Source organism: Corynebacterium sp. LK2590, from assembly GCF_040946105.1.
Classification (GTDB): domain Bacteria; phylum Actinomycetota; class Actinomycetes; order Mycobacteriales; family Mycobacteriaceae; genus Corynebacterium.
In genome coordinates, this window is record NZ_JAYWMH010000008.1 from 82,728 (window position 1) to 108,346 (window position 25,619).

Consider the following 25,619-nt stretch of genomic DNA (forward strand, 5'->3'; position numbering starts at 1 on the left):
ACTTCGAAAAGTCATCTTTATCCCTCTACCGACGTCATATAGCGGGCGTCGAAAAGGAGAATTTCAATGCTCATTTCCCAGCGTCCTCAGCTCTCCGAGGAATTCATCGACTCGTCTCGTTCCAAGTTCGTCATCGAACCGCTCGAGCCGGGCTTCGGTTACACCCTCGGCAACTCCCTGCGTCGCACCTTGCTGTCGTCCATCCCGGGCGCGGCCGTGACCTCCGTCAAGATTGATGGCGTTCTCCACGAGTTCACCACCATCAACGGGGTCAAGGAAGACGTTTCCGAGATCATCCTGAACATCAAGGGCCTGGTACTGTCGTCGGACTCCGAGGAACCGGTCGTTATGTACCTGAGCAAGGAAGGCCCGGGCGAGGTCACCGCGGGCGACATTCAGCCGCCGGCCGGCGTGGAGATCCACAACCCGGATCTGCACATCGCCAGCCTGAATGACACCGCGAAGCTGGACATGGAGCTCGTCGTAGAGCGCGGCCGCGGCTACGTGCCAGCCGCCGCTACGTCTGGGGAAATCGGTCGCATCCCGGTCGACCAGATCTACTCCCCGGTCCTCAAGGTTTCGTACAAGGTCGAGGCAACTCGTGTTGAGCAGCGCACCGACTTTGACAAGCTGATCATCGACGTGGAGACCAAGAACTCCATCACCGCTCGCGACGCCCTGGCTTCCGCCGGTGGCACCCTGGTCGAGCTGTTCGGCTTGGCCCGCGAACTCAACACGGCCGCCGAGGGCATCGAGATCGGCCCGTCCCCGCAGGAGACGGAGTTCATCGCTGCCTACAGCAAGCCGATTGAGGACCTGAACTTCTCCGTTCGCTCCTACAACTGCCTGAAGCGCCAGGAAATCCACACCGTCGGTGAGCTCGCCGAGTGCACCGAGTCCGATCTGCTGGATATCCGCAACTTCGGTCAGAAGTCGATCAATGAGGTAAAGATCAAGCTGGCTAACCTGGGTCTGGCTCTGAAGGACACTCCGGAAGACTTCGACCCCACCCAGCTGGAAGGTTACGACGCTGAAACCGGTGACTTTAAGGATCCGGCTGCAGACGATTCCGAGTAAAGAAGCTAGTGCGCCGGCCCCGCCGGCTGCAGCGCTCATTTAAAACGCTAACGAGGAGTACATAATGCCTACCCCGAAGAAGGGTGCCCGTCTCGGCGGCTCCGCTGCCCAGCAAGCTCACCTGCTGAGCAACCTGGCAGTCAGCCTGTTCGAGCACGGCGCTATCAAGACCACCGATGCGAAGGCGAAGATGCTTCGTCCTTACGCTGAGAAGATCATCACCAAGGCCAAGTCCGGCTCCGTTGCCGACCGCCGCCAGGTTCTGAAGCTCATCCCGCACAAGGATGTTGTTGCTTACCTGTTTGATGAGCTGGCCCCGAAGTTCGCTAACCGCGACGGCGGCTACACCCGCACCATAAAGCTGGACAACCGTGCCGGCGACAACGCTCCGATGTCCCAGATCTCCCTGGTGACCGAGGAGACCGTCTCCGCCGAGGCTAACCGCGCCACCCGCGCTGCCGCCTCCAAGCAGGCTGAGGCCGAAGAGGCCGAGGCTGAAAAGGCCGAGGAGACCGCTGAGGAAGCTCCGGCTGAGGAGACTACCGAGGCTCCGGCCGAGGAGGCTTCCGCCGAGGCTGAGACCGAGGCTGAGGACAAGTAAGTCCTTCTCACTCAGTAGACCGCCCGTCCATTCCGCACCTGCGGTAAGGACGGGCGGTTTCTTTGTGCCGTGGTGGCCGCGCGCCTTGCGCGGGGATACCGCCCCGCGCGGGATAGGACCGCCCAGTGCACAAACCAGCGCGCCGTCCTTGACGGCGCCTGATACAACAACGAACCGCCGGCGGCCCGAAGGCTACCGGCGGTTCGCTGTCTCTGTCTCTCTAAGGTTCCCCAAGCTACGGCTTGAAAAGGAAAACTCCTCCGCGGCCGTTCACGCCGCCTCTGCGAAGTCCACCCCGCTTTGGCTGTCACCAGCCGCCCTGCGGGGTGCAAGGACCATCTCTCAAATCCACACCAAGGAAAGTGGAAAACTTTCGCCTTCCCTTGGCGCCTGACAATTATTGTGACAGGTCAGTCTGTAAAGGCGCTGTTAATGCAGTTCTCACACATTCAGCTATCCCACATAATGCCCGCTAGGTGCCGAAAAATCCCTCCCAAAGATTTTTTTCCAACCCGGCGTGGCGGTAGCATGTGGGCCTATGAACCCTGCTGAGCACAGCCCCCAAGTCACCCCGGAGGAAACGCCGAACCCCGCGCCCGCGGCGAGCCTGCGGCGCGTGCGGCTGGACGTCGCCTACGACGGTACCGGCTTCCACGGGTGGGCCCGGCAGAAGCCGCAGCAGGGCAGCGAGCTGCGCACGGTCCAGGCGGTTATCGAGGACAACCTGACGATGATCCTGCGCCACCCGGTCGAACTGACCGTCGCTGGGCGCACCGACGCCGGGGTGCACGCGGCCGGCCAGGTCGCGCACTTCGATATCCCGGAGGATTGCTTGCAGCAACGCTCCATCGACGGGGATCCGGGCAAGCTGGTCCGCCGCCTGGCCAAGCTTCTGCCGGAGGATATCCGCGTCCACGACGTCGCCTTCGCCCCGGATGGCTTCGACGCGCGCTTTTCGGCCCTGCGGCGGCACTACGTCTACCGGGTGACCACCTCCCCGGCCGGGGCGCTGCCTCTGCGCCGGGCGGATACCGCGGTCTGGTCGAAGCCGGTGGACATCGACGCCATGCAGCAGGCCGCTAACCTCCTGGTGGGCCTGCACGACTTCGCGGCCTTTTGTAAGGCCAAGCCGCACGCCACCACCATCCGGGAACTGGAGAGCTTTACCTGGGAGGGTACCTCAACCCCGACCGAGCCGAACCTGTACCAGGCGCACGTGGTCGCCGACGCGTTTTGCTGGTCCATGGTGCGCTCTCTGGTGGGCTGCTGCCTGGCGGTGGGGCAGGGGCGCCGGGACGTCGACTTCGCCACGGCGATGCTCGCGGAGAGTCAACGCTCCTCCCAGATCCCGGTCGCCCCGGCCAAGGGGCTGAGCCTGGTGGGCGTGGACTACCCGGCCCCGGAAGAGCTCTCCGCACGGGCGGAGGCCACCCGGGCCAAGCGCAGCGGTAGCGAGCTGGGCTAAGCCCGGCTACCCTGACGGGCAGCGGCAGAGTTTTCTGGCTGCCGACGGTACGGTTTCTACAGCAGCGATGGGGTGTCGCTGGCTACCCAGGGGGGAAATTTTATGGCGCGTCCAGTTCCCACTACGAAAGCGCAAGTATCCGGCCACAAGTTCCTGCGCAGGCGGGTAGAGCACGGCCTGGTCATGGGGGATATTCGCATGATCCATGACCCGCTGTCCACCCGCCGGCGGGCGCTTATCTTCGGGCTTATCGCCGTGGTGCTGGTGGGCATAGGCTCGGCCCTGCTGGCCTGGCTGCAGCCGGAGCCCAACCCCGGCGAGGCGCCCATCGTGGAATCGGCGGACAAGCAGCTCTTCGTGCTCGTCGACGGCACCTACCACCCGGTTTCCAATTTGGCCTCGGCCCGCATCATCGCCGGCGAGCCGGCGGAACCGGCCCGCATCGGCACCCAGCACCTAGACGACGCGCAGCTGGGCGTGCCCCTGGGTATTGCGGACGCGCCCGGCTTTATCGCCGCCTCCGGCACCGAAAACGCGGTGGAGTGGTTGGCCTGCTTCGCCGGCGCGGACGCGGCGGAAACCCCCGGCTTCGTCATCACCATCGACGCCGCCCGCGAGTTCAGCGCCGGCGACATCGTGGTAACCGCCAACCAGGGCCACGAGCTCCTCGACGGGCGGGCCGCGTGGGTGGAAACGGAGGGCACGGACTGGCTGGTGGACGCGCAGGGCCGGCGCGAAATCCCTCCGGCGGAGACGACGGAAGGGCGGATAATCCGGCGCGCCCTGGGCGTGGACGCGGACACCTTCCGCTGGGAGCTGCCCGCGGAGATGCTCAACGCTTTCCGGGTGCTGCCCGCCGTCGAATTCCCGGACCCGCTGCCGGCCGTCATCGACACCGGCACCGGGGACCAGGGGCTGTGGGCCCGGACGGACCAGGGAGTCTTCGCGCTAACCGAGCCGCAGGCCGGCGCCTTGGTCGATGCCGGCGCGGATCTGCAGCGCCTGAGCCACGAGGAGGTCGCCGCCCTGCCCGATGCCCCGGCGGCGCAGGAGGCCTTCAGCCTGCCCGAAGCCGCGCCTGAGTTCATCGACCCGGCCCACGGCTGGCTGTGCGCGACGGCCGCCGGCCGCGGGGCAGCCGCCCCGCCGCAGGAGGGGACTATCGAACTGTCCGGCTCGGCCGTGGCCGACCGCTTCAGCGGCTTGCCCCAGGGCGGGCTGGGGCTAAGTTCCGAGCACGGCTTCCACCTGGTCACCGCGCACGGCCTGCGGCACTCCGTGGAGGACGAGGCCACGCTGGAGGCCCTGGGCACGAGCACCGGGGCGCATGCGCCCTGGCAGATCCTCCGGCTGTTGCCGGGCGGCAGCCAGCTCAGCCGGGAGGAAGCGCTGAAGGCCAGCTACTGAGCGCGCCCGCGCCGGAGGGTGGCCCAACCCAGGGCCGCCACTAACGCGGTGCCGGCCAGGCCGAGCAGCACCAGCTGCGCCCGCCGGGTGGCCGGACGGATGGCGTCCTCGCCCGCGGCCACGGCCAGCGCCCGTTCTTCCTCGGCGTAATCGGCCGGGCGCGCGCCCACGGCCGCCAAGGGATCCACGCCGCCGTGGGCGGGCTCGGCCGCCTGCGCCAGCAGCGCGCGGATGTCTGCGGCACTGGCACCCGGATGGACCTCCCGCAGCAGTGCCGCGGTGCCGGCGACGGTCGGCGCGGCGAAGCTGGTGCCCGTGAACTCGCGCTGCGGGCCAGTCCCATCGGCCGCCACGACGGCCCGGGCCCAGCCCTGCCCGTCGGGGCTTAACCCCAGCGGCACCGAGCCCGGCGCGGACAGCGCCAGGCCGGAGTCGGGCTGCGGGATGGAATATTCCGCACGGACCTGCGGGCCAGCCAGCGCGCCCACGGAGACGACCGTGGCGGCATGGGCCGGGTAGACGGTATGGCCCGGCTCGCAGGAATCACCGGCGTTGCCGGCGGCGGCGACCACCACGGTCCCGGCGGCCTCGGCACGCTCTAGGGTGGCGTCGAGCCGGCTGGTGTCCACGCTGGTGCCGGCGGGCAGGCAGGAGACCACCGAGATGTTGATCACGTCGGCCTCCGCGTCCACGGCCGCCTCGATGGCCTCGGCCAGCGTATCCAGGTCGCCGGCCGCAGCGTCCTCCTGCCCGCCGTCCCCGCCGGCGGCGCGGTAGTGCGCCGAGGTCTGCCGGATGGATAGCACCCGGGCGCCGGGGGCCAGACCGGTATCGGCCGCGGCGATGACCCCGGCGACCACGGTCCCGTGGGCGTCGCAGTCCTCGAGCGGGTTCGGCTCCTCCGGGTCGACGAAGTCGGGGCCCGGATCCAGCTGGCCCAGCTGCGGGTGCGGGTGGACGCCGGTGTCGATGACCGCCACGGTCACCCCGTCCCCGGTGGCCTGGGCGTGCAGGCGGGCGCGGTAGTCGGCCTGCTCGGCGGTCGGGGCGGGGACCTCCTCGGTGGGTACTGCCACCGCGCAGGCGGTGTCCGGCTCCGCCGCGGCGGCTATGGGAGCCACACCCGCGACGACGGCGCCGGCGACGAGTGCTGCGGCGCACCTAGTTCCTCGTCCTGGGCGCTGCGTCATCCCAGCCCCCGCAGCAGGGCGAAGAGCCCGATTAGGTGCGCGGCCAGGGGCAGGCACGTGGCGATGGCAAGCGCCTCGGCGCGCTCCCACCAGACGATGGTGGTCGGCTCCGCCGCGGGGACTTTCGCCGCCCACAGCGGGGTGCTCAGCGCGCCCGCGGCGGCGAAGCCGGCGACGATGAACATCGCCAGGTGCGGGTCGCCGTCGCTGGCCGGCGCGCTGGCCGCAACCGGGATGAGGCAGGCGGTCAGCAGGCTAGCGGCCGCCAGCAGGGACAGGCACCATGCGGCGCTGGCCTGCCCGTGCCGCACCGCGTGCATGATGAGTGCCCCGCCGACGCACAGGCACAGCGCCTGGGCGAAGCCGGAGCCGTGAAGCTGCGTGCCGAAGGGCCCCTCGTAGACCGGCGTAATGCCCGTGCCGGTCAGCGCCAGCGCCGCCAGGGCGGGCAGCGCGGCCAGCCCGGCGCCCAGGCAGACCCCGGCGTAGAGCTCCTGGGCGCGCCGGGCGCGGGCGTCCACGTCCGGCTGGTGCCCGTCGGAGACCGACAAGTCCTGGCCCGCGGTCGGCAGCTGCGGCACCGACAGCCCCGCCGCCCGCGTGACCACGCCCGGGGCGGCGGCGATGAGGCAGACCACCGCCAGCAGCACCGCGGCCCCGGCGGCGACGAAAGGCGCCTCACCCGGCATGGCCAGGCCGCCGGCCGCGACCAACCCCAGCCCGCCGAGGGTGAGCGCGGCGGCCGTGCACCGCGGCCGAGCCACGGCGGTCACGTGGAAGACCGCCACCATGGCCAGCCCGCAGGACACCGCGGCCAGCAGCGCCCAGGCGGCATCGCCAAGCGCGGCGGGGGCCACCCAGGACAGGGCACTGTGGATTACCAGCGCGGGCCCGTCTAGCTGCTGGTGGGCCGCCTGCCACGCGGGTGGAAGCGTCCCACCCGGCGGGGCGACGGCCCACCAGCCGGCCAGCGCCCCGGCGAAAACCAGCGCCGGGACCAAGGGGCGGGTCGCGGGTTGATAGATGACCAGCGCGGTGCCCAGGGCTAGCGCGATGGCGACCGCGGCGGAGGCGGGCAGCACGCCCGCGAGCAGGGCGGCGACGGCGACCAGCCCGATACCCGCCCAGACCGCGGCCAGCCCCGGCAGTTCCGAGGGGCGGCCGGCCGCCACGAGGGCCTCCGCCGAGTCGCGGATGACCGGCGCCGGGGTGTCCTCCTGCGGGGTGAGGATGACGACCGCGCCGTCCGTGAGCCGGGTGGCTGCAAGCGGCTGGGCCATGTCCAACCCGCGCCCGCCCGCGGTGGACGCCCGCCACGGCTTGGACAGCTGGGGCGCGTCGACCATATAGCCGATATCGTCAATCATCTCGCCTAAACTGCCGGTCACCGGCAAGGACAGGTCCGCTTCTTTCCGAAAATTACCTGCGTGGACGCGCACCGTCACGCGGACGGTATGGGGGATCGCAGCCGTCATAACGCTTCACCCCCGAAGTAGTAGATCCCCGAATTCTCAGGCCGGTGGCCAAGAAAAATTTTCTTCCCCACCTTGCCCGTCGCGCTCAATTGTGGCTTACTGTGGGCAGCGTGTCCACCGCTAGGGGAGGTGGCCGCCAAAAACTTTTCGGGGGTGTATCAGCCGTGCTGGATCAGCGCGAGAGTATCCAAGTAATCGAGCCAACAACCTTAACGCAGCGCCAACCGGTGCCGCCGGCGCCGACCGGGACCATCACCGCAGAGGCGGTGCCGGAGGCCCAACGCAAACAACCCGTGCCGCTGGTGCGCATCATCATGCCCATCGTCATGGTCGCCGCCATGCTAGGCATGGTCGCGTTCATGGTCTTGAGCGGCGGGTCGGATCGGACCTTCAGCCCGCTCATGCTGATGTTTCCCATCATGATGCTGGCCAGCATGTTCATGATGTTCAGCCCGACCACCGGCGGCCAGGACCCGGACGAGACCCGGCGGACCTACCTGCGCCACCTCAAGGCGCTGCGCGAGAAGGCCCTGGACAACGGCGCCGCCCAGCGGGCCCACGAGCTGCACCGCCACCCGCCGGTCGAGCAGCTGCCCGCCTTCGTCCACAACCAGCGGCTGTGGGAGCGCAGCGCGGGCGACCCGGACGCGCTCGAGGTGCGCATTGGGGTGGGAGAGACCAAGCTCGCCACGGAAATCCAGGTGCCGGAGGCGGCCGCGGCCGAGGACCTCGACCCGGTGTGCGCGGTCAGCCTGCGCCGGACCATCCAGGCGGTCGAAACCCTGCCGGAGATGCCCGTGGTCATCCAGCTCCAGGCCTTCGGCGTGCTGGGGATCGCGGGCGCGGGTGCGGCGGACCTGGCTCGGGCCATCGTCATCCAGCTGGCCTGCGCGCATGGGCCCGACACCCTGGGCATTTCCGTGCGCTCCGTGCGCGGGGCCGGCTGGGAGTGGGTCAAGTGGCTGCCGCACGCCCGCCGGCCGGAGCAGGCGAACTACCGCGTGCTCATCGTCGACGGCGTGGCGACCACCGGGGTGGAAGACTTCCTCGACGAGGAGGGGGTAACCACCATCATCGATGTCGGGTCGCGGCGCAACACCGCACTCGGCCTGCGCGCCGAGCACGAGGGCCTGTGCCTGAGCCTGCGCGACGAGGCGGGCGGGGATGCGGGCACAACGCTGTTGGTCTCCACGGCCGCGGGCGAGGAAGAGTTGGGGCGCGCGGACCAGCTGGCCGAAGAGGGCGCGGTGCTCATCGCGCGCCGCATGGCCCGCTGCCGCCGCCCGTTGGCCGAGCCGGGGCCCAAGCTCGGCTCCGGCGGCGGCGACTTGGTGGCCCTGCTCGGGCACCGCGACATCGCCGAGCTGCGCGGCGAGAACCTCTGGCCAGGGCGCGCCGGGTCGCAGCGCCTGCACGTGCCGGTGGGGCTGGACCCTAGCGGCCAGCCGGTCTACCTCGACCTGAAGGAATCTGCCCAGGGCGGCATGGGCCCGCACGGTCTGTGTATCGGCGCCACCGGCAGCGGCAAATCGGAGTTGCTGCGCAGCCTGGTCACCGCGCTGGCGGCCACGCACTCGCCCGAGGAGCTGAACCTGGTGCTCGTGGATTTTAAAGGCGGGGCGACCTTCCTGGGCTGCGAGCAGCTGCCGCACACCGCGGCGGTGATTACCAACCTGGAGGAAGAATCCGTCCTGGTCGAGCGCATGTACGACGCCATCTCCGGGGAGATGAACCGCCGCCAGGAGATCCTGCGCCAGGCCGGCAACTTCGCCAACGTCGGCGACTACAACGCCGGCCGCGACCCGGACCAGTTCCCGCCGCTTCCCGCCCTGGTCATCGTGGTGGACGAGTTCTCCGAGCTGTTGGGCCAGCACCCGGACTTCGCCGATCTCTTCGTCGCCGTCGGCCGCCTGGGCCGTTCGCTGCACGTGCACCTGCTGCTGGCCTCCCAGCGGCTGGAGGAGGGCCGGCTGCGCGGGCTGGATTCGCACCTGTCCTACCGGATCGGGCTCAAGACCTTCTCCGCCGCGGAGTCCCGCCAGGTCTTAGGCGCTACCGATGCCTACCACCTGCCCGCCCGGCCGGGTGCCGGCTACCTGAAGACCAACGGCGACGCCCTCGAGCGCTTCCAGGCCACCTACGTCTCCGGGCCGCTCGCTCGCCCGGCCGAACCAGCCGAAGGGGAAAGCGTACCGCCGGCCCGGGTGTCCGTCTTCGACGGCTGGGACGCTCACACCACCGAGGACAGCGAGCCGGAGCTTGTCTGGGACGAGTCGACCACGCTGCTCAACGAGGTCGTGGCCGTCGCCCGCGCGGAGGCCGACCACCGCGGGCACAGCGCCCACCGCATCTGGCTGCCGCCGCTGCCCGCCGCGGTCGAGCTGCCCGAGATCCTGCACCGGGCCGGCCAGACCACCCACCTGCAGGCCGCGGTCGGGCTCATCGACCGTCCCTACCACCAGCGCCAGGATCCCCTGGTGGTCGACTTTTCCACCGCCGGTGGGCACGCGGCCGTCTGCGGCGGCCCGCAGACAGGCAAGTCCATGGCGCTGCGCACCATCGTCGGCTCCCTGGCCGCGACCCACGGCACCGAGGCCATCCGCTTCTACGTCATCGACCTGGGCGGCGGGGCGCTAGCCAACCTGGACCGCCTGCCGCACGTGGCGGGCGTGGCTGGCCGCGACGAGCCGGACACGGTCCGCCGCATCATCGACGAGGTCACCGGCCTGGTCGAGCGCCCCGAGCCCCGCCACACCTTCCTGGTGCTAGACGGCTGGCACCACGTGGGCACCGCCGGCGCGGAGTTCAACGATCTCACGGAGAAGATCACCACCCTGGCCGCCGACGGCCCCAGCGCCCGCGTCCACCTGGTCTTGTCCACGCCGCGGTGGACCACCCTGCGCCCGTCGATTAGGGACCTCATCGCCCACCGGTTGGAGCTGCGCCTGGGGGAGGCCATGGAATCCCTGGTGGACCGCAAGGCCCAACAGAAGCTGCCGGCCCTGCCCGGCCGCGGGCTCACCGAGACCGGGGAGATGATGCTGCTGGCGCGCACCTCCAACCAGGACGTGGCACACCTGCAGTCCCGCGGCGGCGAGCCGGTGCCCCGGCTCAAGACCCTGCCCGCCCAGCTGCGCCCGGCCGACCTGCCCCGCCACGCGCTGACCGCCGGGCTGGTTTGGGGAATTGGCGGCCGCGACCTGGAACCGGTGGCCTGGGACCCGGCCACCAGCGCCCACGTGGTCTGCGTCGGCGCCAGCGGGTCCGGCAAGTCCACCTTCGTCCGGGTCATCGCTGATGCTGTGGCCGGCCTGCCCCGGGAGGACGCGCGCCTGGTGGTCATCGATCCGCGCCGGGCGCACCTGGGCGCGCTCGACGAGGACATGCTCGCCGCCTATGCCGCCACGCCCGCGGCGGCGGAGAAGGCCCTGCGCGATACCGCGGCGACTATGCGGCAGCGCCTGCCGGGGCCGGATATCACCCCGGCGCGCCTGCGCGCCCGCGATTGGTGGAGCGGCCCCGAGATCTACGTGGTCATCGACGACGCGGAGCTCACCAGCGAGGCCGCCCTGCACCCGCTGGTGGAGCTCATCCCGCACGCCCAGGACATCGGCCTGCACGTCATCTTCGCCCGCAAGGCCGGCGGCATCGGCCGCGCCATGTTCGGCAAGTTCTGCTCGGCGCTCAAAGATACCCAGCCGGCCGTCCTGCTCCTGGACGCCGACAAGGAGGAAGGCCCCATCTTCGGCATGAAGCCGAAGCGCCAGCCACCCGGCCGCGGCCGCTACCACCTCCGCGGCGAGGAACTGGGCCTGTGCCAAGTCATCCGCGCCGACGACCAAGAAGACACACCACCAGCCGCCGAAGAACGAGACGAGAGCCACCAAGCAGCAAGCAACCAAGCAGAAAGCAAGCGAAAGGACACGCCATGACGACCGCCGCACCCGCTTTGTTGACCATCACCATCTTGGATACCGCCACCATTTTCGAAGGCCCGGAAACCGTGTACCGCTACGACCTGCCCGGCACCGGGATTGTGGAGGGCTGGGCCCTGGACGGCGCGCTCGAGCAGGCGGAGAAGATCCTGGGCGCGCACTGGCCGGAAGCCCCCGTGAAGGTCTGCGCGGACTCCAGCGCGACTGCGGTCTCAGCGGAAGCCGTGAGCATCATTACCCGGCAGCTCGAGGGCCGGGAGGTGCCGGTGGTGGACACCGCCGAGCACGCGGTCTCCCACCCGGAGACCGAGGTCTTCGCCCCGCTCGCACCGGCTGCCGATGCCGCCGCTCCCGGCGGCTCACACCCGGACGCGCCGCGCGCCGAGCCGCTGCGCCCGAGCACGGACAACACCAGCAAGGGCGGGTGGTTCCAGCCCTTCTACGCGCTGCTGGCCGTGGTGGTGCTGATCGTGGCCGGCGTGGCCTGGTTCGTGGTCGGCCGCGGCGGCGATGCGAACGAGGAGAGCGCGGGCGGTGAGGCAACCGATAACGCGGTGGCGGCCGCCCCGGGCGGTCAGGACGGCGGCCCGCCGGCGCCCGGGGAGGCGGGCAGCGACGGGCCGGCAAACGAGCCGCCGCCCGCACCGGAGCAGTTAAGCGCGGCGGGACTGTCGGTGCAGCTGCCGCAGGGCTTTCACGCCGAGGAATCCGCCGAGGGCGATGGGCTGGTCACGGCCACGGGGCCGGACCCGGACCTGCGGGTGCTCTTTGCCGCGGATCCGCTCTATTCGGTGCCCGCGGACTACCTGCTGGAACAAATCCAGGAAGAAATCGCCGGCGACGACGCCCTGTCCCACCCGCAGGAGCACGACGGCCGGCTGACCTACGTGGAAAAGCCCGGGGACGACTCGCACGTTGTCTGGACGACGTGGGTGGACGGCGATCACCAGCTGTCCGTGGGCTGTCACACCCGCGAGCTGCCCAGCGTCGCGCAGAAGGCGGCCTGCCGCATGGCCGAAGAATCCCTGGTCCGTCAGGGCTAAAACTTTTTTAAAAACTCCGGGAACCGATTGCCCGGCGGGGCAGTCCAATAAAGATGAGGAAGGCACCGCGTCGGAAAGAACGCGGCGGCGGGGGACTTCCTCCACCAGTCTGACAAGTAACCGCGACACACAATCCGTGACACAAGACCGTGACACCACACTGTCAACCCGTTCGAGGAGGGGCGAACACTATGCACACTACGTTCAAGACCGAAGCCGAGGTCATGCAGGCCACGGCCGGGCATGTCGATTCGACCAATGAGGAAGTCCAGGGCGAGCTGACCCGCCTGCACAACGTTGTGGAGGGCACCCGCGCGAGCTGGGAGGGCCGCGCGCAGCTGTCCTTCGACAACCTCATGCAGCGCTACAACGCCTCCGCCCAGCAGCTGCGCGAGGCCCTGTCCGCCATCTCGGACAACATCCGCAGCAACGCCCGCAACTTCGACGACGTCGAGGCCCAGAACGCGCAGGTCCTCAACAACGTCGGCGGCGCCGGCTTGGCCCTGTAGCCGCCCGGCACAACACCCACCGCGCGAGCGCACACCAGATAAACACCAGGAAGGAAAAATTCCCGCATGACCGCTATCAAGTACGAATTCGGCGCCATCGAGGCCGCCGCTGCCGATATCAACTCCACCTCGGCCCGCATCAACGGCCTGCTGGACGAGCTCAAGTCCATCATCGAGCCCATGGCCGCCACCTGGGAGGGCGAGTCCGCAGCCGCCTACCAGCAGGCCCAGCGCAAGTGGGACAACGCCGCCCTGGAGCTCAACCAGGTGCTGATGACCATCTCCCGCACCGTCTCCGAGGGCAACGACGCCATGAGCGACGTCAACCGCCGCGCCGCCGCCAGCTGGGGCTAAACGCACCCACCACACAATCCCGTCTGTCACCCCGCCTTCCCCGGTAAATGGGGAAGGCGGGTTTTGTGTGTAGTGGGGGAGCGTCTCCGCCGTCTAACGGCGTTTTGGGATTTTGGGGCGAAACCACTAAAGTATTAGACCTATGTGTCTGAGCGAGACAGCCCTGCTTTGGGGCTGGACGCGGCGCCTAGTGCAGGTCTCCACCGGCCGCTGTATCTAGGGGCAGTCGAAGGACCATGGCGTTGGCCGGCAGTTCCGAGACAGACTTTCAAGGAGTCATTTTGTCTACTTTCCACCCTAAGAGCGGTGACATCACCCGCAAGTGGTACGTCATCGACGCTACTGACGTGGTGCTGGGCAAGCTCGCTTCCACCGTGGCAGACCTGCTGCGTGGCAAGCACAAGCCGCAGTTCGCACCGAACGTTGACTGTGGTGACCACGTCATCATCATCAACGCTGACAAGATCCACATCTCTTCCAACAAGCGTGACCGCGAAAAGCGCTACCGCCACTCCGGCTACCCGGGTGGTCTGAAGACCATGACCCTGGGTCAGTCTTTGGACGCCAACCCGGTTCGCGTTATCGAAGAAGCTGTCACCGGCATGATGCCGCACAACAAGCTTTCCCGTTCTTCCGCCCGCAAGCTGCACGTCTTTGCAGGCGAGGAGCACCCGTACGCCGGCCAGAAGCCGGAATCCTACGAGCTTAAGCAGGTGGCACAGTAATGACCGAGCAGAACAACATCGATAACAACGTGGCAGACGCTGCCGACATCGCAGCCGCAGCCGCCGCAACCGAAGAGTTCACCAACACCATCGGTGACGTCGTTGCTCCGGAAGCCGCTGAGGAGACCGAGGCTGCTGCCCCGGCTATCCACGAGGGCCCGATCCAGACCGTTGGTCGCCGTAAGCGCGCCATCGCTCGTGTCCGCCTGATCGCCGGCTCCGGCGAGATCGTGGTCAACGGCCGCACCCTGGATGACTACTTCCCGAACAAGCTGCACCAGCAGGACATCCTCACTCCGCTGACCCTGCTGGACCGCGAGAACCAGTTCGACATCAAGGTCACCGTCAACGGCGGCGGCCCGACCGGCCAGGCCGGCGCTCTGCGTCTGGCTATCGCCCGTGCACTCAACGTCTACAACCCGGCTGACCGCGCCGCCCTGAAGAAGGCCGGCCTGCTCACCCGTGACGCCCGTGCCGTCGAGCGCAAGAAGGCTGGTCTGCACAAGGCACGTCGTGCCCCGCAGTACTCCAAGCGTTAATTCTTCGCTGGTACTTACACTTACGCCGCTTGGGCCCTTCCCTTTGGGGAAGCCCAAGCGGCGTTTGTGTTTTCTAGTCCCGGGGTTGGCCGGGGCCTAGGACACCCGGGTCCTTTGCCGGGGCCTAGGACGGCGAGGGTCTAGAAGACCGAGTCGTTCCACCAGCGGCGTTCCGGGGTGCCGCAGCGGGAGCCGGTCTTGTCCAGCTTGATGCCTACGACCTGGTGGAGCTGGACGATGTTGTGCTCGAAGCCCCACTGGGAGCCGGCCATGTACATGCCCCACAGGCGGGCGGTCGGCAGGCCGACCAGGCTGACGGCCTCCTCCCAGTTGTCCTTGAGGTTTTCGCACCAGGCCGACAGCGTGCGCATGTAGTCGAAGCGCAGGTTTTCCTCGTGGAAGACCTCGAAGCCGTGGTCCTGCATCTTGCGGACGATGGTGCCCGAGCCGGTCAGCTCCCCGTCGGGGAAGATGTAGCGGTCGATGAAGGAACCGCGCGGGGTCTTGTGGTTGTCCGGGTAGGTGATGCAGTGGTTGACCATCACGCCGCCTTCGCGCAGCTTGCCGGACAAGAAGTCGAAGTAGCTGGCGTAGTTCTTCACGCCGATGTGCTCCATCAAGCCGATGGAGGAGATGGCGTCGAAGTTCTCCTCCGGCACGTCGCGGTAGTCCATGTAGCGGATCTCGGCCAGATCCTCGAGGCCTTCCTCCAGAATCTTCTTCTGGCCCCACTCGGCCTGCTCGCGCGAGAGCGTCACGCCGATGGACTTCACGCCCTGGCGGGCGGCGTAGCGGACCATGCCGCCCCAGCCGCAGCCGATGTCCAGGTGGCGGTCGCCTTCCTTCAGGTGCAGCTTCTCAAAGACCAGGCGGTACTTGTTGTCCTGGGCCTCGTCCAGCGACGCGTCCGGGCTGGGGTAGTAGGCGCAGGTATAGGTCATGGAGTCGCCCAGGAAGAGCTCGTAGAAGTCGTTGCCCACGTCGTAGTGATCGGAGATGACATCCGCGTCGCGTGCCTTGGAGTGCCGGGACAGGCCCTGGCGCAGCATGCGCTCGAAGCGGCCGGCGCGCTCGGCCTCCGGCACCGGCTGGATCTGGATAGCTCCCATCGACGCCAGCGAGCGCACGATCTTCAGCAGCGTGCTGGTATCCGGCCGCTCGAATTTCCGGTACATCTCGTGCAGGGCGTCGAAGATGCCGTAGGGGTGCGCCAGGTGCTCGCCCTTGACCGTGATGCCGTCGGTGACAAAGGCGCGGGCCAGGCCGACGTCGCCCGGGGCGGTGGCGATATAGGACAGGCCCTCTACGTTGTTGATGGACACGTGATACTGCGAGTCCGGGTTGCCGGTGGAAGAACCATCGAACGCGGTCCAGTAGAAGGGGTTGGCGGCGGGGACGAAGGCATCGATAATCTCGGCTACCGTCATCGGCTGAAACTTACCGGGCATGGATAGGGCTTCCTTTCGTTGGTTTAAGAGTTGTTCACGGTCTTGTCGTAGAGGGTGGGGAAACGGCCCGCCGGGTCGGCCTGCTGTTTCATCTTCTCCGGCAGGTCGCCGCCGTAGAGCTCGGCGAACTGCTCCGGGGTATAAAAGGCCTCGGAGTACAGGGACTTGTGCCCGCCCAGCTCGCTGACCTTGGCCTCGATGACCTTGTTGAAGGCGCCGGGCTCCTGTGCCGGGCTGACGTGGTCGGCCGGGACCCCGGACCAGAACCCGACGTTTACCCAGGTCGTTCCCGGCTTCAGGGGGTACAGCGGCCAGGGCGCGTCCGACTCAGCGGTAACCTCTCCGGTGCCGACTAGGTCCTCGACGCCGTCGCGCAGCCGGATGGGGCAGAGCCACACCGGCTGGATATCGCTGGCGGAAAAGAACCAGTCGAGCCACTGGGCGGTCTTGTCAGCGGTGACTTCCACGTCCTGGACCACCCGCTCGGAGGCCGGCAGGCCCTTGGGCTTTTTGAGGAAGTTGTATTCCAGCTGGTACTTGCGGTCCAGGCGCACGATCTTCCAGTAGAAGGAGCTGCGGCGCCACTGGCGCGGCCAGATCTTGCGCACCGTCGGGTTCTGCGCCCCGAAGGCCCGGGAGCACCAGAACCAGTCCGTGTCCCAGCGCCAGATGTAGTCGCGGATGCTCAGCAGGTCGTGGCTCGTGCCGTTAGGGTGCTGCAGGCTGCGGTAGTAGATGGCCTGGCCGGTGTAGTCCGAGGTGTGGACGGCGGCATCGCCAGCCGCGACCGCCAGCACCAGGTAGGCCTCCTGCGGGCTGAAGGCCACCCCGTCGAGGCCGTGCAGGCGGGTGCCGTCGAATTCCCCGCTGGCGGAGGCCTCGGCCAGGGCGTCCTGGAAGCTTTCCAGGTCGTGGAAGCGCACGGAGCGGACCTCGATGAGGGAGGGGACTTCCTCGAGCTCGATGGTCAGGCGGACCGCGTAGCCCAGCGAGCCGTAGGAGTTGGGGAAGGTGCGGAACAGGTCCACGTTTTCTTCCCGCGAGCAGGTCACGATCTGCCCGTTGCCGTCGAGGACGTCCATCTCCAGCACGGATTCGTGCGGCAGGCCGTTGCGGAAGGAGGTGGATTCCACCCCCATGCCGGTGACCGCCCCGCCCAGGGTGATGGTTTTCAGCTGCGGGACCACCAGCGGTGCCAGCCCGAAGGGCAGGGTCGCGTCCACCAGGTCCTCGTAGGTGCACATGCCCTGCACGTCGGCGGTCTGGGCCACCGGGTCGATGGCGATGACCCCGCCCAGGCCGCTCACGTCCAGCCCTGGGGTGGTGGACTCGCGGCCGCGGAAGAGGTTGGAGGTCTTCTTCGCCAGGCGCACCCGCTTGCCGGCGGGGACGGCCTGGAAGCTATCCAGCAGCCGGCGCACGCCTTCTGCGTGGCGGTGCCAGCCGATGGGTTGAATGCTTTCCGCGTCGACAGTGCGGCCGGGTAATGCGCTTGCTAGCGCATTAGTAGCTCGACCGGTGACGTTAATCAGTGATTCTCTTAAGGTTCCGCCTGCGCTCATATGGGGCCATTTTAAGCGTGTCCGGGCGCGGCGCTATTCGGTGCTGGCGCGGCTACCCCACTTTAGGTGAGTGGAACGAGTGGGAATAGGTCCGGTCCGGTCGCGCGAAGCATAACGCTAGGGGCATAATGTTGGACATGACTCGACTATTTGGCACCGACGGAGTACGGGGTCTGGCTAACCAGAAGCTGACCCCCATGCTGGCACTGAAACTTGGCCAAGCGGCGGCGGAGGTTTTTACCGCCAACCGGGAATCCTACGAGCGCCGCCCGCTCGCTATCATCGGCCGCGACCCGCGCGTGTCCGGGGAGATGCTCGACGCGGCGATCGCCTCCGGGCTCGCTTCCCGCGGCGTGGACGTGCTGCGCGTGGGCGTGCTGCCGACCCCGGCTATTGCCTTCCTCACCGATGACTACGGGGCGGACCTGGGCGTGATGATTTCCGCGTCGCACAACCCCATGCCGGACAACGGCATCAAGTTCTTCTCCGCCGGAGGGCGGAAGCTGCCGGACGCGGTGGAAGACGAAATCCAGCAGGCGATGGACACCCTGAGCGAGGAGGGCCCGACCGGCACCAAGCTGGGCCGCATCATCTCGGAGGCCCCCGATGCCCGCGAGCGCTACCTCAAGCACCTGGCCGAGGTCGTTACCGCCGACCTATCGGGTATCACCGTGGTGGTGGATACCGCCAACGGCGCCGCCTCCAAGGTCGCCCCGCAGGCCTACGAGGCCGCCGGCGCGACGGTGATTCCGATTCACCACAAGCCGAACGCCTTCAACATCAACGAGGACTGCGGCTCCACCCACATCGAGCAGGCCCAGAAGGCCGTCGTGGAGCACGGCGCGGATCTCGGCCTGGCCCACGATGGCGACGCCGACCGCTGCCTGGCTGTCGATGCCGCCGGCAACGTCGTCGACGGCGACCAGATCATGGCCATCCTGGCCGTCGGCATGCACGAGGACAACGACCTGCGCCACAAGACCCTGGTCGCTACCGTCATGTCCAACCTGGGCCTGACGCTGGCGATGCAAGAGCAGGGCATCGAGGTTGTCCAGACCAAGGTGGGCGACCGCTACGTGGTCGAAGAGCTCATCCGCGGCGACTTCTCCCTGGGCGGCGAGCAGTCCGGGCACATCGTCCTGCCCGACGACTGCACCACCGGCGACGGCACCCTGACCGGCCTGTCGCTCATGGCGCGCATGGCCCGTTCCGGTAAGTCCCTGCAGGAGCTGGCCAGCGTGATGAAGGTCCTGCCGCAGGTGCTCATCAACGTGCCGGTCTCCGACAAGTCCGCCATCATGGGCAACGACGAGGTGAAATCCGCCATCGCCCAGGCCGAGGAGGAACTCCACGGCACCGGCCGCGTGCTGCTGCGCCCGTCGGGCACCGAGGAACTCTTCCGCGTCATGGTCGAAGCCGCCGAGGAAGAGCAGGCCCGCAAGGTCGCCGGCCGGCTCGCCGCCGTGGTCGCCGGCGTCTAAACCACCCGCACCACCGGCACCCGAAACCCTAAAAAGTTCCCGCAGAAATTGGCGGGAACCGCCGGGGACTTCCGGCAGTCCAAATAAGGTGAAGCTGCTCCCACCGGGGCGGCCAAAACCTTAAAAAGACGAGACTGCAAGAAAGGGAGTCCCTCGGTGCCGGAAATCGAGTTCGACCACACTGATATTGTCGCTCGCCTCCGCCAGGTATCCACCGGCGTGAGCGCACAGCGCCAGGCCCACCTGCGCCGCGTGCCGGAGTACCCGCAGGCCGCCGCCGGCCGCGACTTCGCCGGCCACGGGCAGCGCATCCAGCAGTTGCTCAACCGCCTGCATGAGCAGGGCGGCTGGCGCATTAACAACATGGACGACACCGTGCGTGCCGCGGCCGACCAGTTCACCGCCCTCTACCGCGGTGACGACGCGTTCGGCGCCCGGCTGGGGCAGGGGGATAGCCATGAGTAGCACCAGCGCCATGGCCCGCAGCCAACTGGCCGATTATTCCCGCTCGGTAAGCAATTTCCAGCTAGCCAGCCAGGGCGCGTATTCCGGCCCCAGCCTGCCCGTCGGGGTGCTGCAGCGGATGGTCGCTTCCGTCGACGGGCTCAGCAGCGCCGACCTGGTGGCGGGCACCCGCGCGGCCGTGGGAGCGGACCGGCCCAACCGCGGCGGCGGGGAGCTGCGCGAATTCCTCTTCGGCGGCGGCTTCCTCGCCGCCGGCGATAAGCTGCTGGACCGCCTGCGCACCATCAACGACGACCACGAGGAGGACCGCACCCAGGCCGACGAGCTCGCCCGCGACGCGGAGCATTGCGCCCAGGCCATCGACGACGTGGTGCACATCTCCGACTCCGCGATTGGGGAGCTGCTCAGCGCCGCCATCGGGCTGCTGGACATCCTGGCCATGGTGCTGCGCCGCCACCCCGTGGCCCAGTTCCTCATCCCCGCCATCTCCGCCATCGGCGGCCGCGTCATCGAGGACACCAACAAGCAGGTCGCCGGCACCTGCCGGGAGCGTGACGAGGCCATCGACAGCTGCTACGAGGAATTCGAGCGCCGCTGCGAGTGCGCCTGCGAGCGCCCGCTACCACCCGAACCACCGCAAGCCCCCGCGGAAGCCGAGCCCTGCGCCGAGGGCCAGCCAGAGCCCAAGCCAGAGGCCGAGCCCAAGCCTAAACCAGAACCGCAACCCAAGCCCGAGCCCAAACCGCAGCCTCAGCCCGCTCCGGATGCCGGCCCACCACCGACCGAACCGTCGTCCCTGGACCCTGCGCCCAAGCCGGCCCCAGAGCCGGAACCAAAACCAGAGCCAGAAAAACAACCAGAACCGCAACCGCAGCCCAAACCTAAACCGGAACCCAAGCCTGAGCCCTGCCTGGAACCCGAGCCTGAGCCGTGCCCGGAGCCAGAACCTAAACCAGAGCCAGAACCCGAGCCTGAGCCCTGCCCGGAGCCGGAGCCAGCACCGGAGACCGAACCGGCCGGACAGCCCGCACCCGAGCCTGAACCCGAACCGGAACCTGAGCCAGCACCTGAGCCAGCACCCGAGCCCTGCCCGGAACCGGTCCCGTGCGAACCCGCACACAGCTGCTGCGGCGCACTCGGCGTCGCCGGCGCTGGCGTGGCCCTCATCGGGGCAGGCCTGCTGCTGGCGGCCGCGGCCGAGTGCCTGGAGGGCATGGACTGCCCGGAACCAGAACCAGCTCCTGAGCCAGAGCCAGAACTCGAGCCTTGCCCGGAGCCGGAGCCTAAACCACAACCCGAGCCGGAGCCTGCGCCTAAGCCGTCGCCGCCGGACCTGTCAGAGGTACCAGAGCCGGAACCGCCGGCAGGCAAGCTGGCCCATATGGATGCCGCGCCGCCGGCGCCTGAGCCGGCGCCTGAGCCGGCGCCCGAGCCTGCTGCCCAGCCGGTAGCGCCCGAACCGGCGACACCGCCGGCTGCGGACGCCGGTGGCCGGGCGGGCCCTGCCCCGCAAGAGCCGGAGGCGCCGGAGGAAGAAGCTGGAGATGAACCGCAAGAGCGAGCCCGAAAGGCAGGACGATGGTAAACGACTTCGACGAATTTGCCCGGCAGTTCCGCCAGCGCACCGCGGCGCGGCTGTTGGAATTTGAACGCACCCTGGCCAAGGCGCAGGAAGACTTAGAAAAGGCCGCGGACAATGCCAAGCACCAGGCCAGTGCCGAGGCGAAGGCGACCGGCAAGACGGCGCGGGCATCGGCGGCGCGGCCCGGGGTGGGGCGGGATGAACGCAGAAAGCCCCAGCGCACCAGTGCGCCGGGGCAGGTTAAATCCGTGCTGCGGAGGGGCTAGTCGTCGCGGGTGACGCCGGCCTTCTCACTGAGGTCTTCGCCGATGAAGCTCTCCACGTTCTTGCCGACGGCCTCCGGATCGGAGAAGTCGGAGTACTTGCTGTCGTTGTTGAGCTGGTGGAGGAAGAAACCGGTGATAAGGCCGCGGGCGGTCTCCGTGGGGCCGCCCTCAAAGGCTGGGGTGCCGAGCATGAGCTTGGTCAGGCGGTCTTCGCTAAAGCCCTGCTGGGTGCCCTTGGCGATCTCCCGGTAGGAGCAGTCGCCGGCCCAGTTGTAGGCCAACTTTGCCGGGTTGCCGGCGCTGAAGATATCGGAGCGGCCGGAGCCGATGACCAGGCCGGGGATCTCCAGGCGGCGGGCGGCGCGGGAGGCCGACGGGGCAGTGGAGGCGGGGTAAATGGCCGCGACAGCGCGCACCTTCTCGTTATCAACGCTGGCCAGGACTGCGGCGCCGCCGCCCATGCCGTGGCCGACCATGCCGAGCTTGCCCGGGCCGACGGAGATATTGCCCTGGCCCAGCTTCACGCCGGCGGCGATCTGCAGGGCGGTTTCCATGTCAGCGGCTAAGTTGCGGTGGTTCGGGTGAAAGCCGGTCTCCGTGTCCGGGGCGACCGCCACGATCCCCCACGAGGCCAGGTGGCGCAGCGTGGCGTGGTAGCTTTTCACCTTCTTCATCCAGTCGTGGCCGAAAGCCACGGCGGGCAACGCGTTGCCTTCGGCAGGGGCATACACCTTGCCGTTCAGGCCGGCGTACGACAGATCGCCGACGAGTACCCGGTGCGGGCCGCGCTTGGACAGGGTCGATAGATGCTTCTTCAAATTCGCAGACACATCTACCAGGATAGAGCAAACCTTGGCGCGGTAGCACCTGACCGGGGCCGAAAACTTCGGGCAATTATTACGGCGAGGTGAATATACAACCTGAATCCGTCGGAGTGCTGGATGATGCTGTAACATCTGGGGCTATGTGTGGAATCGTCGGATACGTTGGTCAATCGGGAAACGACCGTGAATATTTTGCCCTCGACGTCGTGCTGGAGGGGCTGCGCCGCCTGGAATACCGCGGCTATGACTCCGCCGGCATCGCGATGTACGCGGACGGGGAAATCAGTTGGCGCAAGAAGGCCGGCAAGGTAGCCGAGCTGGATAAGGAGCTGGCCAGCCGCCCGGTGCCGGACTCGGTCCTGGGTATCGGCCACACCCGCTGGGCCACCCACGGCGGCCCCACCGACATCAACGCCCACCCGCACGTCGTAGACGGCGGGAAGCTCGCCGTCGTGCACAACGGCATCATCGAGAACTTCTCCGAGCTGCGCACCGAGCTCATCGACAAGGGCGCCCACTTCGCGTCGGAGACCGACACCGAGGTCGCCGCCACGGTGCTCGCCGACGTCTTCCACGGCGAGGCCGAGGGTGACCTGACCCGCGCTATGCAGCTGGCTTGCCAGCGCTTCGAAGGCGCCTTCACGCTGCTGGCCATCCACGCGGATCAGCCGGACCGCATCGTGGCTGCCCGCCGCGACTCGCCGCTGGTCATCGGACTGGGCGAGGGCGAAAACTTCCTGGGCTCCGACGTGTCGGGCTTCATCGACTACACCAAGTCCGCCGTTGAGATCGATAACGACCGCGTCGTGACCATCACCGCGGACGAGGTCGCCATCACCGATTACGACGGCAACCCGGCCGAGGGCAAGCCGTTTGAAATCAAGTGGGACGCCGCCCAGGCAGAAAAGGGTGGCTTCGACTCCTTCATGGACAAGGAGATCCACGACCAGCCGAGCGCGGTCCGCGACACCCTGCTGGGCCGCTTCGACGAGTCCGGCAAGCTGATCCTGGACGAGCTGCGGATCGAGGAATCCGTGCTCAAGTCCATCGACAAGATCATCGTCATCGCCTGCGGCACCGCCGCCTACGCCGGCCACGTGGCCCGCTACGCCATCGAGCACTGGTGCCGCATCCCCACCGAGGTGGAGCTGGCGCACGAGTTCCGCTACCGCGATCCGATCGTCAACGAAAAGACGCTCGTGGTGGCCCTGTCCCAGTCCGGCGAGACCATGGACACCCTGATGGCCGTGCGGCACGCCCGCCAGCAGGGCGCGAAGGTCATCGCCATCTGCAACACCCAGGGCTCGTCCATCCCGCGTGAGTCCGACGCCGCGCTGTACACCCACGCCGGCCCGGAGATCGCGGTGGCCTCCACCAAGGCCTTCCTGGCGCAGATCACCGCCACCTACCTGCTGGGCCTGTACCTGGCGCAGCTGCGCGGCAACAAGTTTGCCGACGAGGTCGAATCCACCCTGCGCGAGCTGCGCGCCATGCCGGACAAGATCCAGGAGGTCATCGACGGCGAGCAGCAGGTCGCGGACCTGGCCAAGTCCATGCAGAACGCGACCTCCGTGCTCTTCCTGGGCCGCCACGTCGGCTTCCCCGTCGCCCTGGAGGGCGCGCTGAAGCTGAAGGAAATCGCCTACCTGCACGCCGAGGGCTTCGCCGCCGGCGAGCTCAAGCACGGCCCGATCGCGCTCATCGAGCAGGGCCAGCCGGTCTTCGTTATCGTGCCGTCCCCGCGCGGGCGCGACTCGCTGCACTCCAAGGTGGTCTCCAACATCCAGGAGATCCGCGCCCGCGGCGCCGTCACCGTGGTCATCGCCGAGGAAGGCGACACCGCGGTCGAGGACTACGCGGACTACATCATCCGCATCCCGCAGGCCCCGACCCTGATGCAGCCGCTGCTGGCTACCGTGCCGCTGCAGATCTTCGCCTGCAACGTCGCCGCCGCCAAGGGCTACGACGTGGACCAGCCGCGTAACCTCGCAAAGTCGGTGACGGTAGAGTAGCTTCCATGTCGTTACTCACCACCCGCATCGATTTGGATGCCATCGCCCACAATATTGCCTATCTCAAGGACAAAGTGGGACCGGGCACCCGGCTGATGTGCGTGGTGAAGGCGGACGCCTACGGGCATGGAATCGAGAAGGTGGCCCCCGTGATGGCAGCCGCCGGCGCGGACGCTTTCGGCGTGGCCACCACGGCGGAGGCCGTGCGCCTGCGCCAGGTCGGCGTCAACCAGCCGATCGCGGCGTGGATCTGGGCCCCCAGCGACGATCTCTCGGAGGTCTTAGCCCACGGGATCACCGTCGGCGTGCCCTCCCTGGAGCACGCCCGGGCACTCATCAACCAGGAGACCCCGGCCAGCGTCATCATCGGCGTGGAGACCGGGATGCACCGCTCCGGCATCCAGCGCGCGGACTGGGCGGAGGCCTTTGAGCTGCTGCGCGACTGCCCCTTCCTGGAGGTCACCGGCCTGATGTCGCACTTCGCGTGCGCCGATACCCCGGATCATCCGCACAATGACCACCAGGAACAGCAGTTCCGCGACGCGCTAGAGCAGGCGCGGTCGATGGGCCTGGAGTGCCCGGTCAACCACCTGGCGAATTCCCCGGCCACCCTGACCCGCCCGAGCGCCTACTTCGAGCAGGTGCGCGTGGGCCTGGCCTGCTACGGCCTGGAGCCCATCGAGGGCCTGGAACACGACCTGCGCCCGGCGATGACCTGGGCCGCCACCGTCATCAACGTCAAACCGATCGAGCCGGGGGAGGCCACCTGCTACGGCCTGACCTGGAGCGCGTCCGAGCCGGGTTACCTGGCCACCGTGCCCGCCGGCTACGCCGACGGCCTGCCGCGCAACTTCCAGGACAAGCTGGAGGTGGGCATCAACGGCCACCTCTACCCGCAGGTCGGCCGGGTGTGCATGGACCAGGTCGTGGTGGACCTAGGTTCCAACCCGCACGGGGTGGCCATCGGGGACGAGGCCGTGCTTTTTGGCACTGGCGGGCGCAGCGCCACGGATCTGGCGAACGCCGCCGGGACCATCAACTACGAGGTGGTCTGCCGGCCCACCGGGCGCACCCAGCGGACCTACCTGCCCCGGCAGGAGGCCTAGGATGCGCAGCGATTTTCCCGCCCAGGGCAGCGAGACCCTGAGCACCCGCGAGCAGACCCAGGATCTAGGTGCGCGGCTGGGACGCGCGCTGGAGGCCGGCGACGTGGTGATCCTGGACGGCCCGCTGGGCGCGGGCAAGACCACCCTGACCCAGGGCATCGCCGAAGGCATGGGTGTGAAAGGCCGGGTGACCTCGCCGACCTTCGTCATCGCCCGGGAGCACCGCGCGAAGCAGTCCGGCCCGAACCTGGTGCACGTGGACGCCTACCGCCTGCTGGATGACTTCGGCGCCGGCTCGGGCGACCCCATCGGGGACCTGGACGCGCTGGACCTGGACACGGAGCTGGCCGACGCCGTCGTCGTCGCCGAGTGGGGCGGCGGGCTGGTCGAGCAGCTCAGCGACGACTTCCTGCTCGTGCGCATCGACCGCGAGAGCGCCCGGGCCGACGATGCCCCGCTGGACGAGGACGGCCCCCGCGTCATTTCCTGGCAGTGGCACAGCCGCTAGCGGCCCGCGCCCGCGGCTACCGCGGAGGCGCCACACACTCGCGGA

22 protein-coding genes are annotated in these 25,619 nt (G+C 68.3%); 17 read left to right on the top strand and 5 right to left on the bottom strand.

The features are described 5' to 3' along the window. The first annotated feature begins 66 nt into the window (after positions 1 to 66). The 4 genes from VVR85_RS10360 (at position 67) to eccB (ending at position 4,550) form a co-directional block, all read left to right on the top strand. Positions 67 to 1,077 (top strand): DNA-directed RNA polymerase subunit alpha, encoded by a 1,011-nt coding sequence (locus VVR85_RS10360; protein WP_070768227.1) that lies wholly within the window; start codon positions 67 to 69, stop codon positions 1,075 to 1,077. A gap of 64 nt (positions 1,078 to 1,141) precedes the next feature. Beyond that, entirely contained in the window at positions 1,142 to 1,678 is a 537-nt protein-coding gene (gene rplQ, locus VVR85_RS10365) for a 50S ribosomal protein L17 (protein ID WP_368520796.1), read from the top strand. Between the two features lie 538 nt (positions 1,679 to 2,216). Then, entirely contained in the window at positions 2,217 to 3,143 is a 927-nt protein-coding gene (gene truA / locus VVR85_RS10370; protein WP_368520797.1) for a tRNA pseudouridine(38-40) synthase TruA, read from the top strand. Between the two features lie 102 nt (positions 3,144 to 3,245). Further along, a complete protein-coding gene (eccB, locus tag VVR85_RS10375; RefSeq protein WP_368520798.1) occupies positions 3,246 to 4,550 on the top strand; it encodes a type VII secretion protein EccB in 1,305 nt (434 codons plus the stop codon). On the opposite strand, the gene VVR85_RS10380 is transcribed toward eccB, so the two are convergent. Both VVR85_RS10380 and eccD read right to left on the bottom strand, forming a co-directional pair. Continuing rightward, positions 4,544 to 5,671: a S8 family serine peptidase gene (locus tag VVR85_RS10380; RefSeq protein ID WP_368520799.1), complete on the bottom strand. Its 1,128-nt coding sequence runs from the start codon at positions 5,669 to 5,671 to the stop codon at positions 4,544 to 4,546. The genes eccB and VVR85_RS10380 overlap by 7 nt on opposite strands. Before the next feature lie 65 nt (positions 5,672 to 5,736). After that, complete coding sequence (gene eccD / locus VVR85_RS10385; RefSeq protein WP_368520800.1) at positions 5,737 to 7,215, bottom strand: type VII secretion integral membrane protein EccD; 1,479 nt, start codon at positions 7,213 to 7,215, stop codon at positions 5,737 to 5,739. A 314-nt stretch (positions 7,216 to 7,529) separates the two neighbouring features. Between eccD and eccCa the strand changes: the two genes are divergently transcribed. From eccCa to rpsI, 6 genes are all read left to right on the top strand, one after another. Continuing rightward, complete coding sequence (gene eccCa, locus VVR85_RS10390) at positions 7,530 to 11,147, top strand: type VII secretion protein EccCa (protein WP_368521743.1); 3,618 nt, start codon at positions 7,530 to 7,532, stop codon at positions 11,145 to 11,147. Continuing rightward, a complete protein-coding gene (locus VVR85_RS10395; protein ID WP_368520802.1) occupies positions 11,144 to 12,193 on the top strand; it encodes a type VII secretion-associated protein in 1,050 nt (349 codons plus the stop codon). The genes eccCa and VVR85_RS10395 overlap by 4 nt, the downstream gene beginning before the upstream one ends. 191 nt (positions 12,194 to 12,384) lie before the next feature. Continuing rightward, entirely contained in the window at positions 12,385 to 12,702 is a 318-nt protein-coding gene (locus tag VVR85_RS10400; RefSeq protein ID WP_368520803.1) for a WXG100 family type VII secretion target, read from the top strand. Positions 12,703 to 12,768: 66 nt separating this feature from the next. Beyond that, positions 12,769 to 13,056 (top strand): WXG100 family type VII secretion target, encoded by a 288-nt coding sequence (locus tag VVR85_RS10405; RefSeq protein WP_070769165.1) that lies wholly within the window; start codon positions 12,769 to 12,771, stop codon positions 13,054 to 13,056. Between the two features lie 281 nt (positions 13,057 to 13,337). After that, the gene (rplM, locus tag VVR85_RS10410; RefSeq protein WP_070769166.1) at positions 13,338 to 13,781 is read left to right on the top strand and encodes a 50S ribosomal protein L13; all 444 of its coding nucleotides are present in this window, start codon (positions 13,338 to 13,340) and stop codon (positions 13,779 to 13,781) included. Further along, a complete protein-coding gene (gene rpsI / locus VVR85_RS10415) occupies positions 13,781 to 14,320 on the top strand; it encodes a 30S ribosomal protein S9 (RefSeq protein ID WP_368520804.1) in 540 nt (179 codons plus the stop codon). Before rplM ends, rpsI begins: the two co-directional genes overlap by 1 nt. Positions 14,321 to 14,460: 140 nt before the next feature. Here the strand turns inward: rpsI and VVR85_RS10420 are convergent, their stop codons facing one another. Both VVR85_RS10420 and VVR85_RS10425 read right to left on the bottom strand, forming a co-directional pair. Next, the gene (locus VVR85_RS10420; protein WP_368520805.1) at positions 14,461 to 15,768 is read right to left on the bottom strand and encodes a class I SAM-dependent methyltransferase; all 1,308 of its coding nucleotides are present in this window, start codon (positions 15,766 to 15,768) and stop codon (positions 14,461 to 14,463) included. A gap of 23 nt (positions 15,769 to 15,791) precedes the next feature. Continuing rightward, positions 15,792 to 17,330 carry an FAD-binding oxidoreductase gene (locus VVR85_RS10425; RefSeq protein ID WP_368520806.1) on the bottom strand — a complete coding sequence of 513 codons (1,539 nt, stop codon included), beginning with the start codon at positions 17,328 to 17,330 and terminating at the stop codon, positions 15,792 to 15,794. A gap of 137 nt (positions 17,331 to 17,467) precedes the next feature. Between VVR85_RS10425 and glmM the strand changes: the two genes are divergently transcribed. The 4 genes from glmM (at position 17,468) to VVR85_RS10445 (ending at position 21,124) form a co-directional block, all read left to right on the top strand. Next, the gene (gene glmM / locus VVR85_RS10430) at positions 17,468 to 18,811 is read left to right on the top strand and encodes a phosphoglucosamine mutase (RefSeq protein ID WP_368520807.1); all 1,344 of its coding nucleotides are present in this window, start codon (positions 17,468 to 17,470) and stop codon (positions 18,809 to 18,811) included. 156 nt (positions 18,812 to 18,967) lie between these two features. After that, the gene (locus VVR85_RS10435) at positions 18,968 to 19,276 is read left to right on the top strand and encodes a hypothetical protein (protein ID WP_368520808.1); all 309 of its coding nucleotides are present in this window, start codon (positions 18,968 to 18,970) and stop codon (positions 19,274 to 19,276) included. Then, positions 19,269 to 20,861 carry a zinc metalloprotease gene (locus VVR85_RS10440; RefSeq protein WP_368520809.1) on the top strand — a complete coding sequence of 531 codons (1,593 nt, stop codon included), beginning with the start codon at positions 19,269 to 19,271 and terminating at the stop codon, positions 20,859 to 20,861. Before VVR85_RS10435 ends, VVR85_RS10440 begins: the two co-directional genes overlap by 8 nt. Then, a complete protein-coding gene (locus VVR85_RS10445) occupies positions 20,855 to 21,124 on the top strand; it encodes a hypothetical protein (RefSeq protein WP_368520810.1) in 270 nt (89 codons plus the stop codon). The genes VVR85_RS10440 and VVR85_RS10445 overlap by 7 nt, the downstream gene beginning before the upstream one ends. On the opposite strand, the gene VVR85_RS10450 is transcribed toward VVR85_RS10445, so the two are convergent. Beyond that, on the bottom strand, positions 21,121 to 21,954 hold the full coding sequence (locus VVR85_RS10450) for a dienelactone hydrolase family protein (protein WP_368520811.1): 834 nt from the start codon (positions 21,952 to 21,954) through the stop codon (positions 21,121 to 21,123). The genes VVR85_RS10445 and VVR85_RS10450 overlap by 4 nt on opposite strands. Before the next feature lie 134 nt (positions 21,955 to 22,088). On the opposite strand from VVR85_RS10450, the gene glmS reads away from it, so the two are divergent. Genes glmS through tsaE form a run of 3 tightly spaced genes read left to right on the top strand, consistent with a single transcriptional unit; the run spans position 22,089 to position 25,574 of the window. Then, positions 22,089 to 23,960, top strand: coding sequence for a glutamine--fructose-6-phosphate transaminase (isomerizing) (glmS, locus tag VVR85_RS10455; RefSeq protein ID WP_368520812.1), 1,872 nt, complete (start codon positions 22,089 to 22,091; stop codon positions 23,958 to 23,960). A 5-nt stretch (positions 23,961 to 23,965) separates the two neighbouring features. Continuing rightward, positions 23,966 to 25,066, top strand: a complete 1,101-nt coding sequence (alr, locus tag VVR85_RS10460; protein ID WP_368520813.1) for an alanine racemase — start codon at positions 23,966 to 23,968, stop codon at positions 25,064 to 25,066. Position 25,067: 1 nt separating this feature from the next. Beyond that, on the top strand, positions 25,068 to 25,574 hold the full coding sequence (tsaE, locus tag VVR85_RS10465) for a tRNA (adenosine(37)-N6)-threonylcarbamoyltransferase complex ATPase subunit type 1 TsaE (RefSeq protein ID WP_368520814.1): 507 nt from the start codon (positions 25,068 to 25,070) through the stop codon (positions 25,572 to 25,574). Positions 25,575 to 25,619 lie beyond the last annotated feature (45 nt).

What these genes read in the sequence shown, in the direction of transcription:
- VVR85_RS10360 (WP_070768227.1), top strand. Translation starts at nt 67, where the DNA reads ATGCTCATTTCCCAGCGTCCTCAGCTCTCCGAGGAATTCATCGACTCG.
- rplQ (WP_368520796.1), top strand. Translation starts at nt 1,142, where the DNA reads ATGCCTACCCCGAAGAAGGGTGCCCGTCTCGGCGGCTCCGCTGCCCAG.
- truA (WP_368520797.1), top strand. Translation starts at nt 2,217, where the DNA reads ATGAACCCTGCTGAGCACAGCCCCCAAGTCACCCCGGAGGAAACGCCG.
- eccB (WP_368520798.1), top strand. Translation starts at nt 3,246, where the DNA reads ATGGCGCGTCCAGTTCCCACTACGAAAGCGCAAGTATCCGGCCACAAG.
- eccD (WP_368520800.1), bottom strand. Translation starts at nt 7,215, where the DNA reads ATGACGGCTGCGATCCCCCATACCGTCCGCGTGACGGTGCGCGTCCAC.
- eccCa (WP_368521743.1), top strand. Translation starts at nt 7,530, where the DNA reads ATGCCCATCGTCATGGTCGCCGCCATGCTAGGCATGGTCGCGTTCATG.
- VVR85_RS10395 (WP_368520802.1), top strand. Translation starts at nt 11,144, where the DNA reads ATGACGACCGCCGCACCCGCTTTGTTGACCATCACCATCTTGGATACC.
- VVR85_RS10400 (WP_368520803.1), top strand. Translation starts at nt 12,385, where the DNA reads ATGCACACTACGTTCAAGACCGAAGCCGAGGTCATGCAGGCCACGGCC.
- VVR85_RS10405 (WP_070769165.1), top strand. Translation starts at nt 12,769, where the DNA reads ATGACCGCTATCAAGTACGAATTCGGCGCCATCGAGGCCGCCGCTGCC.
- rpsI (WP_368520804.1), top strand. Translation starts at nt 13,781, where the DNA reads ATGACCGAGCAGAACAACATCGATAACAACGTGGCAGACGCTGCCGAC.
- VVR85_RS10420 (WP_368520805.1), bottom strand. Translation starts at nt 15,768, where the DNA reads ATGCCCGGTAAGTTTCAGCCGATGACGGTAGCCGAGATTATCGATGCC.
- VVR85_RS10425 (WP_368520806.1), bottom strand. Translation starts at nt 17,330, where the DNA reads ATGAGCGCAGGCGGAACCTTAAGAGAATCACTGATTAACGTCACCGGT.
- glmM (WP_368520807.1), top strand. Translation starts at nt 17,468, where the DNA reads ATGACTCGACTATTTGGCACCGACGGAGTACGGGGTCTGGCTAACCAG.
- VVR85_RS10440 (WP_368520809.1), top strand. Translation starts at nt 19,269, where the DNA reads ATGAGTAGCACCAGCGCCATGGCCCGCAGCCAACTGGCCGATTATTCC.
- VVR85_RS10445 (WP_368520810.1), top strand. Translation starts at nt 20,855, where the DNA reads ATGGTAAACGACTTCGACGAATTTGCCCGGCAGTTCCGCCAGCGCACC.
- glmS (WP_368520812.1), top strand. Translation starts at nt 22,089, where the DNA reads ATGTGTGGAATCGTCGGATACGTTGGTCAATCGGGAAACGACCGTGAA.
- alr (WP_368520813.1), top strand. Translation starts at nt 23,966, where the DNA reads ATGTCGTTACTCACCACCCGCATCGATTTGGATGCCATCGCCCACAAT.
- tsaE (WP_368520814.1), top strand. Translation starts at nt 25,068, where the DNA reads ATGCGCAGCGATTTTCCCGCCCAGGGCAGCGAGACCCTGAGCACCCGC.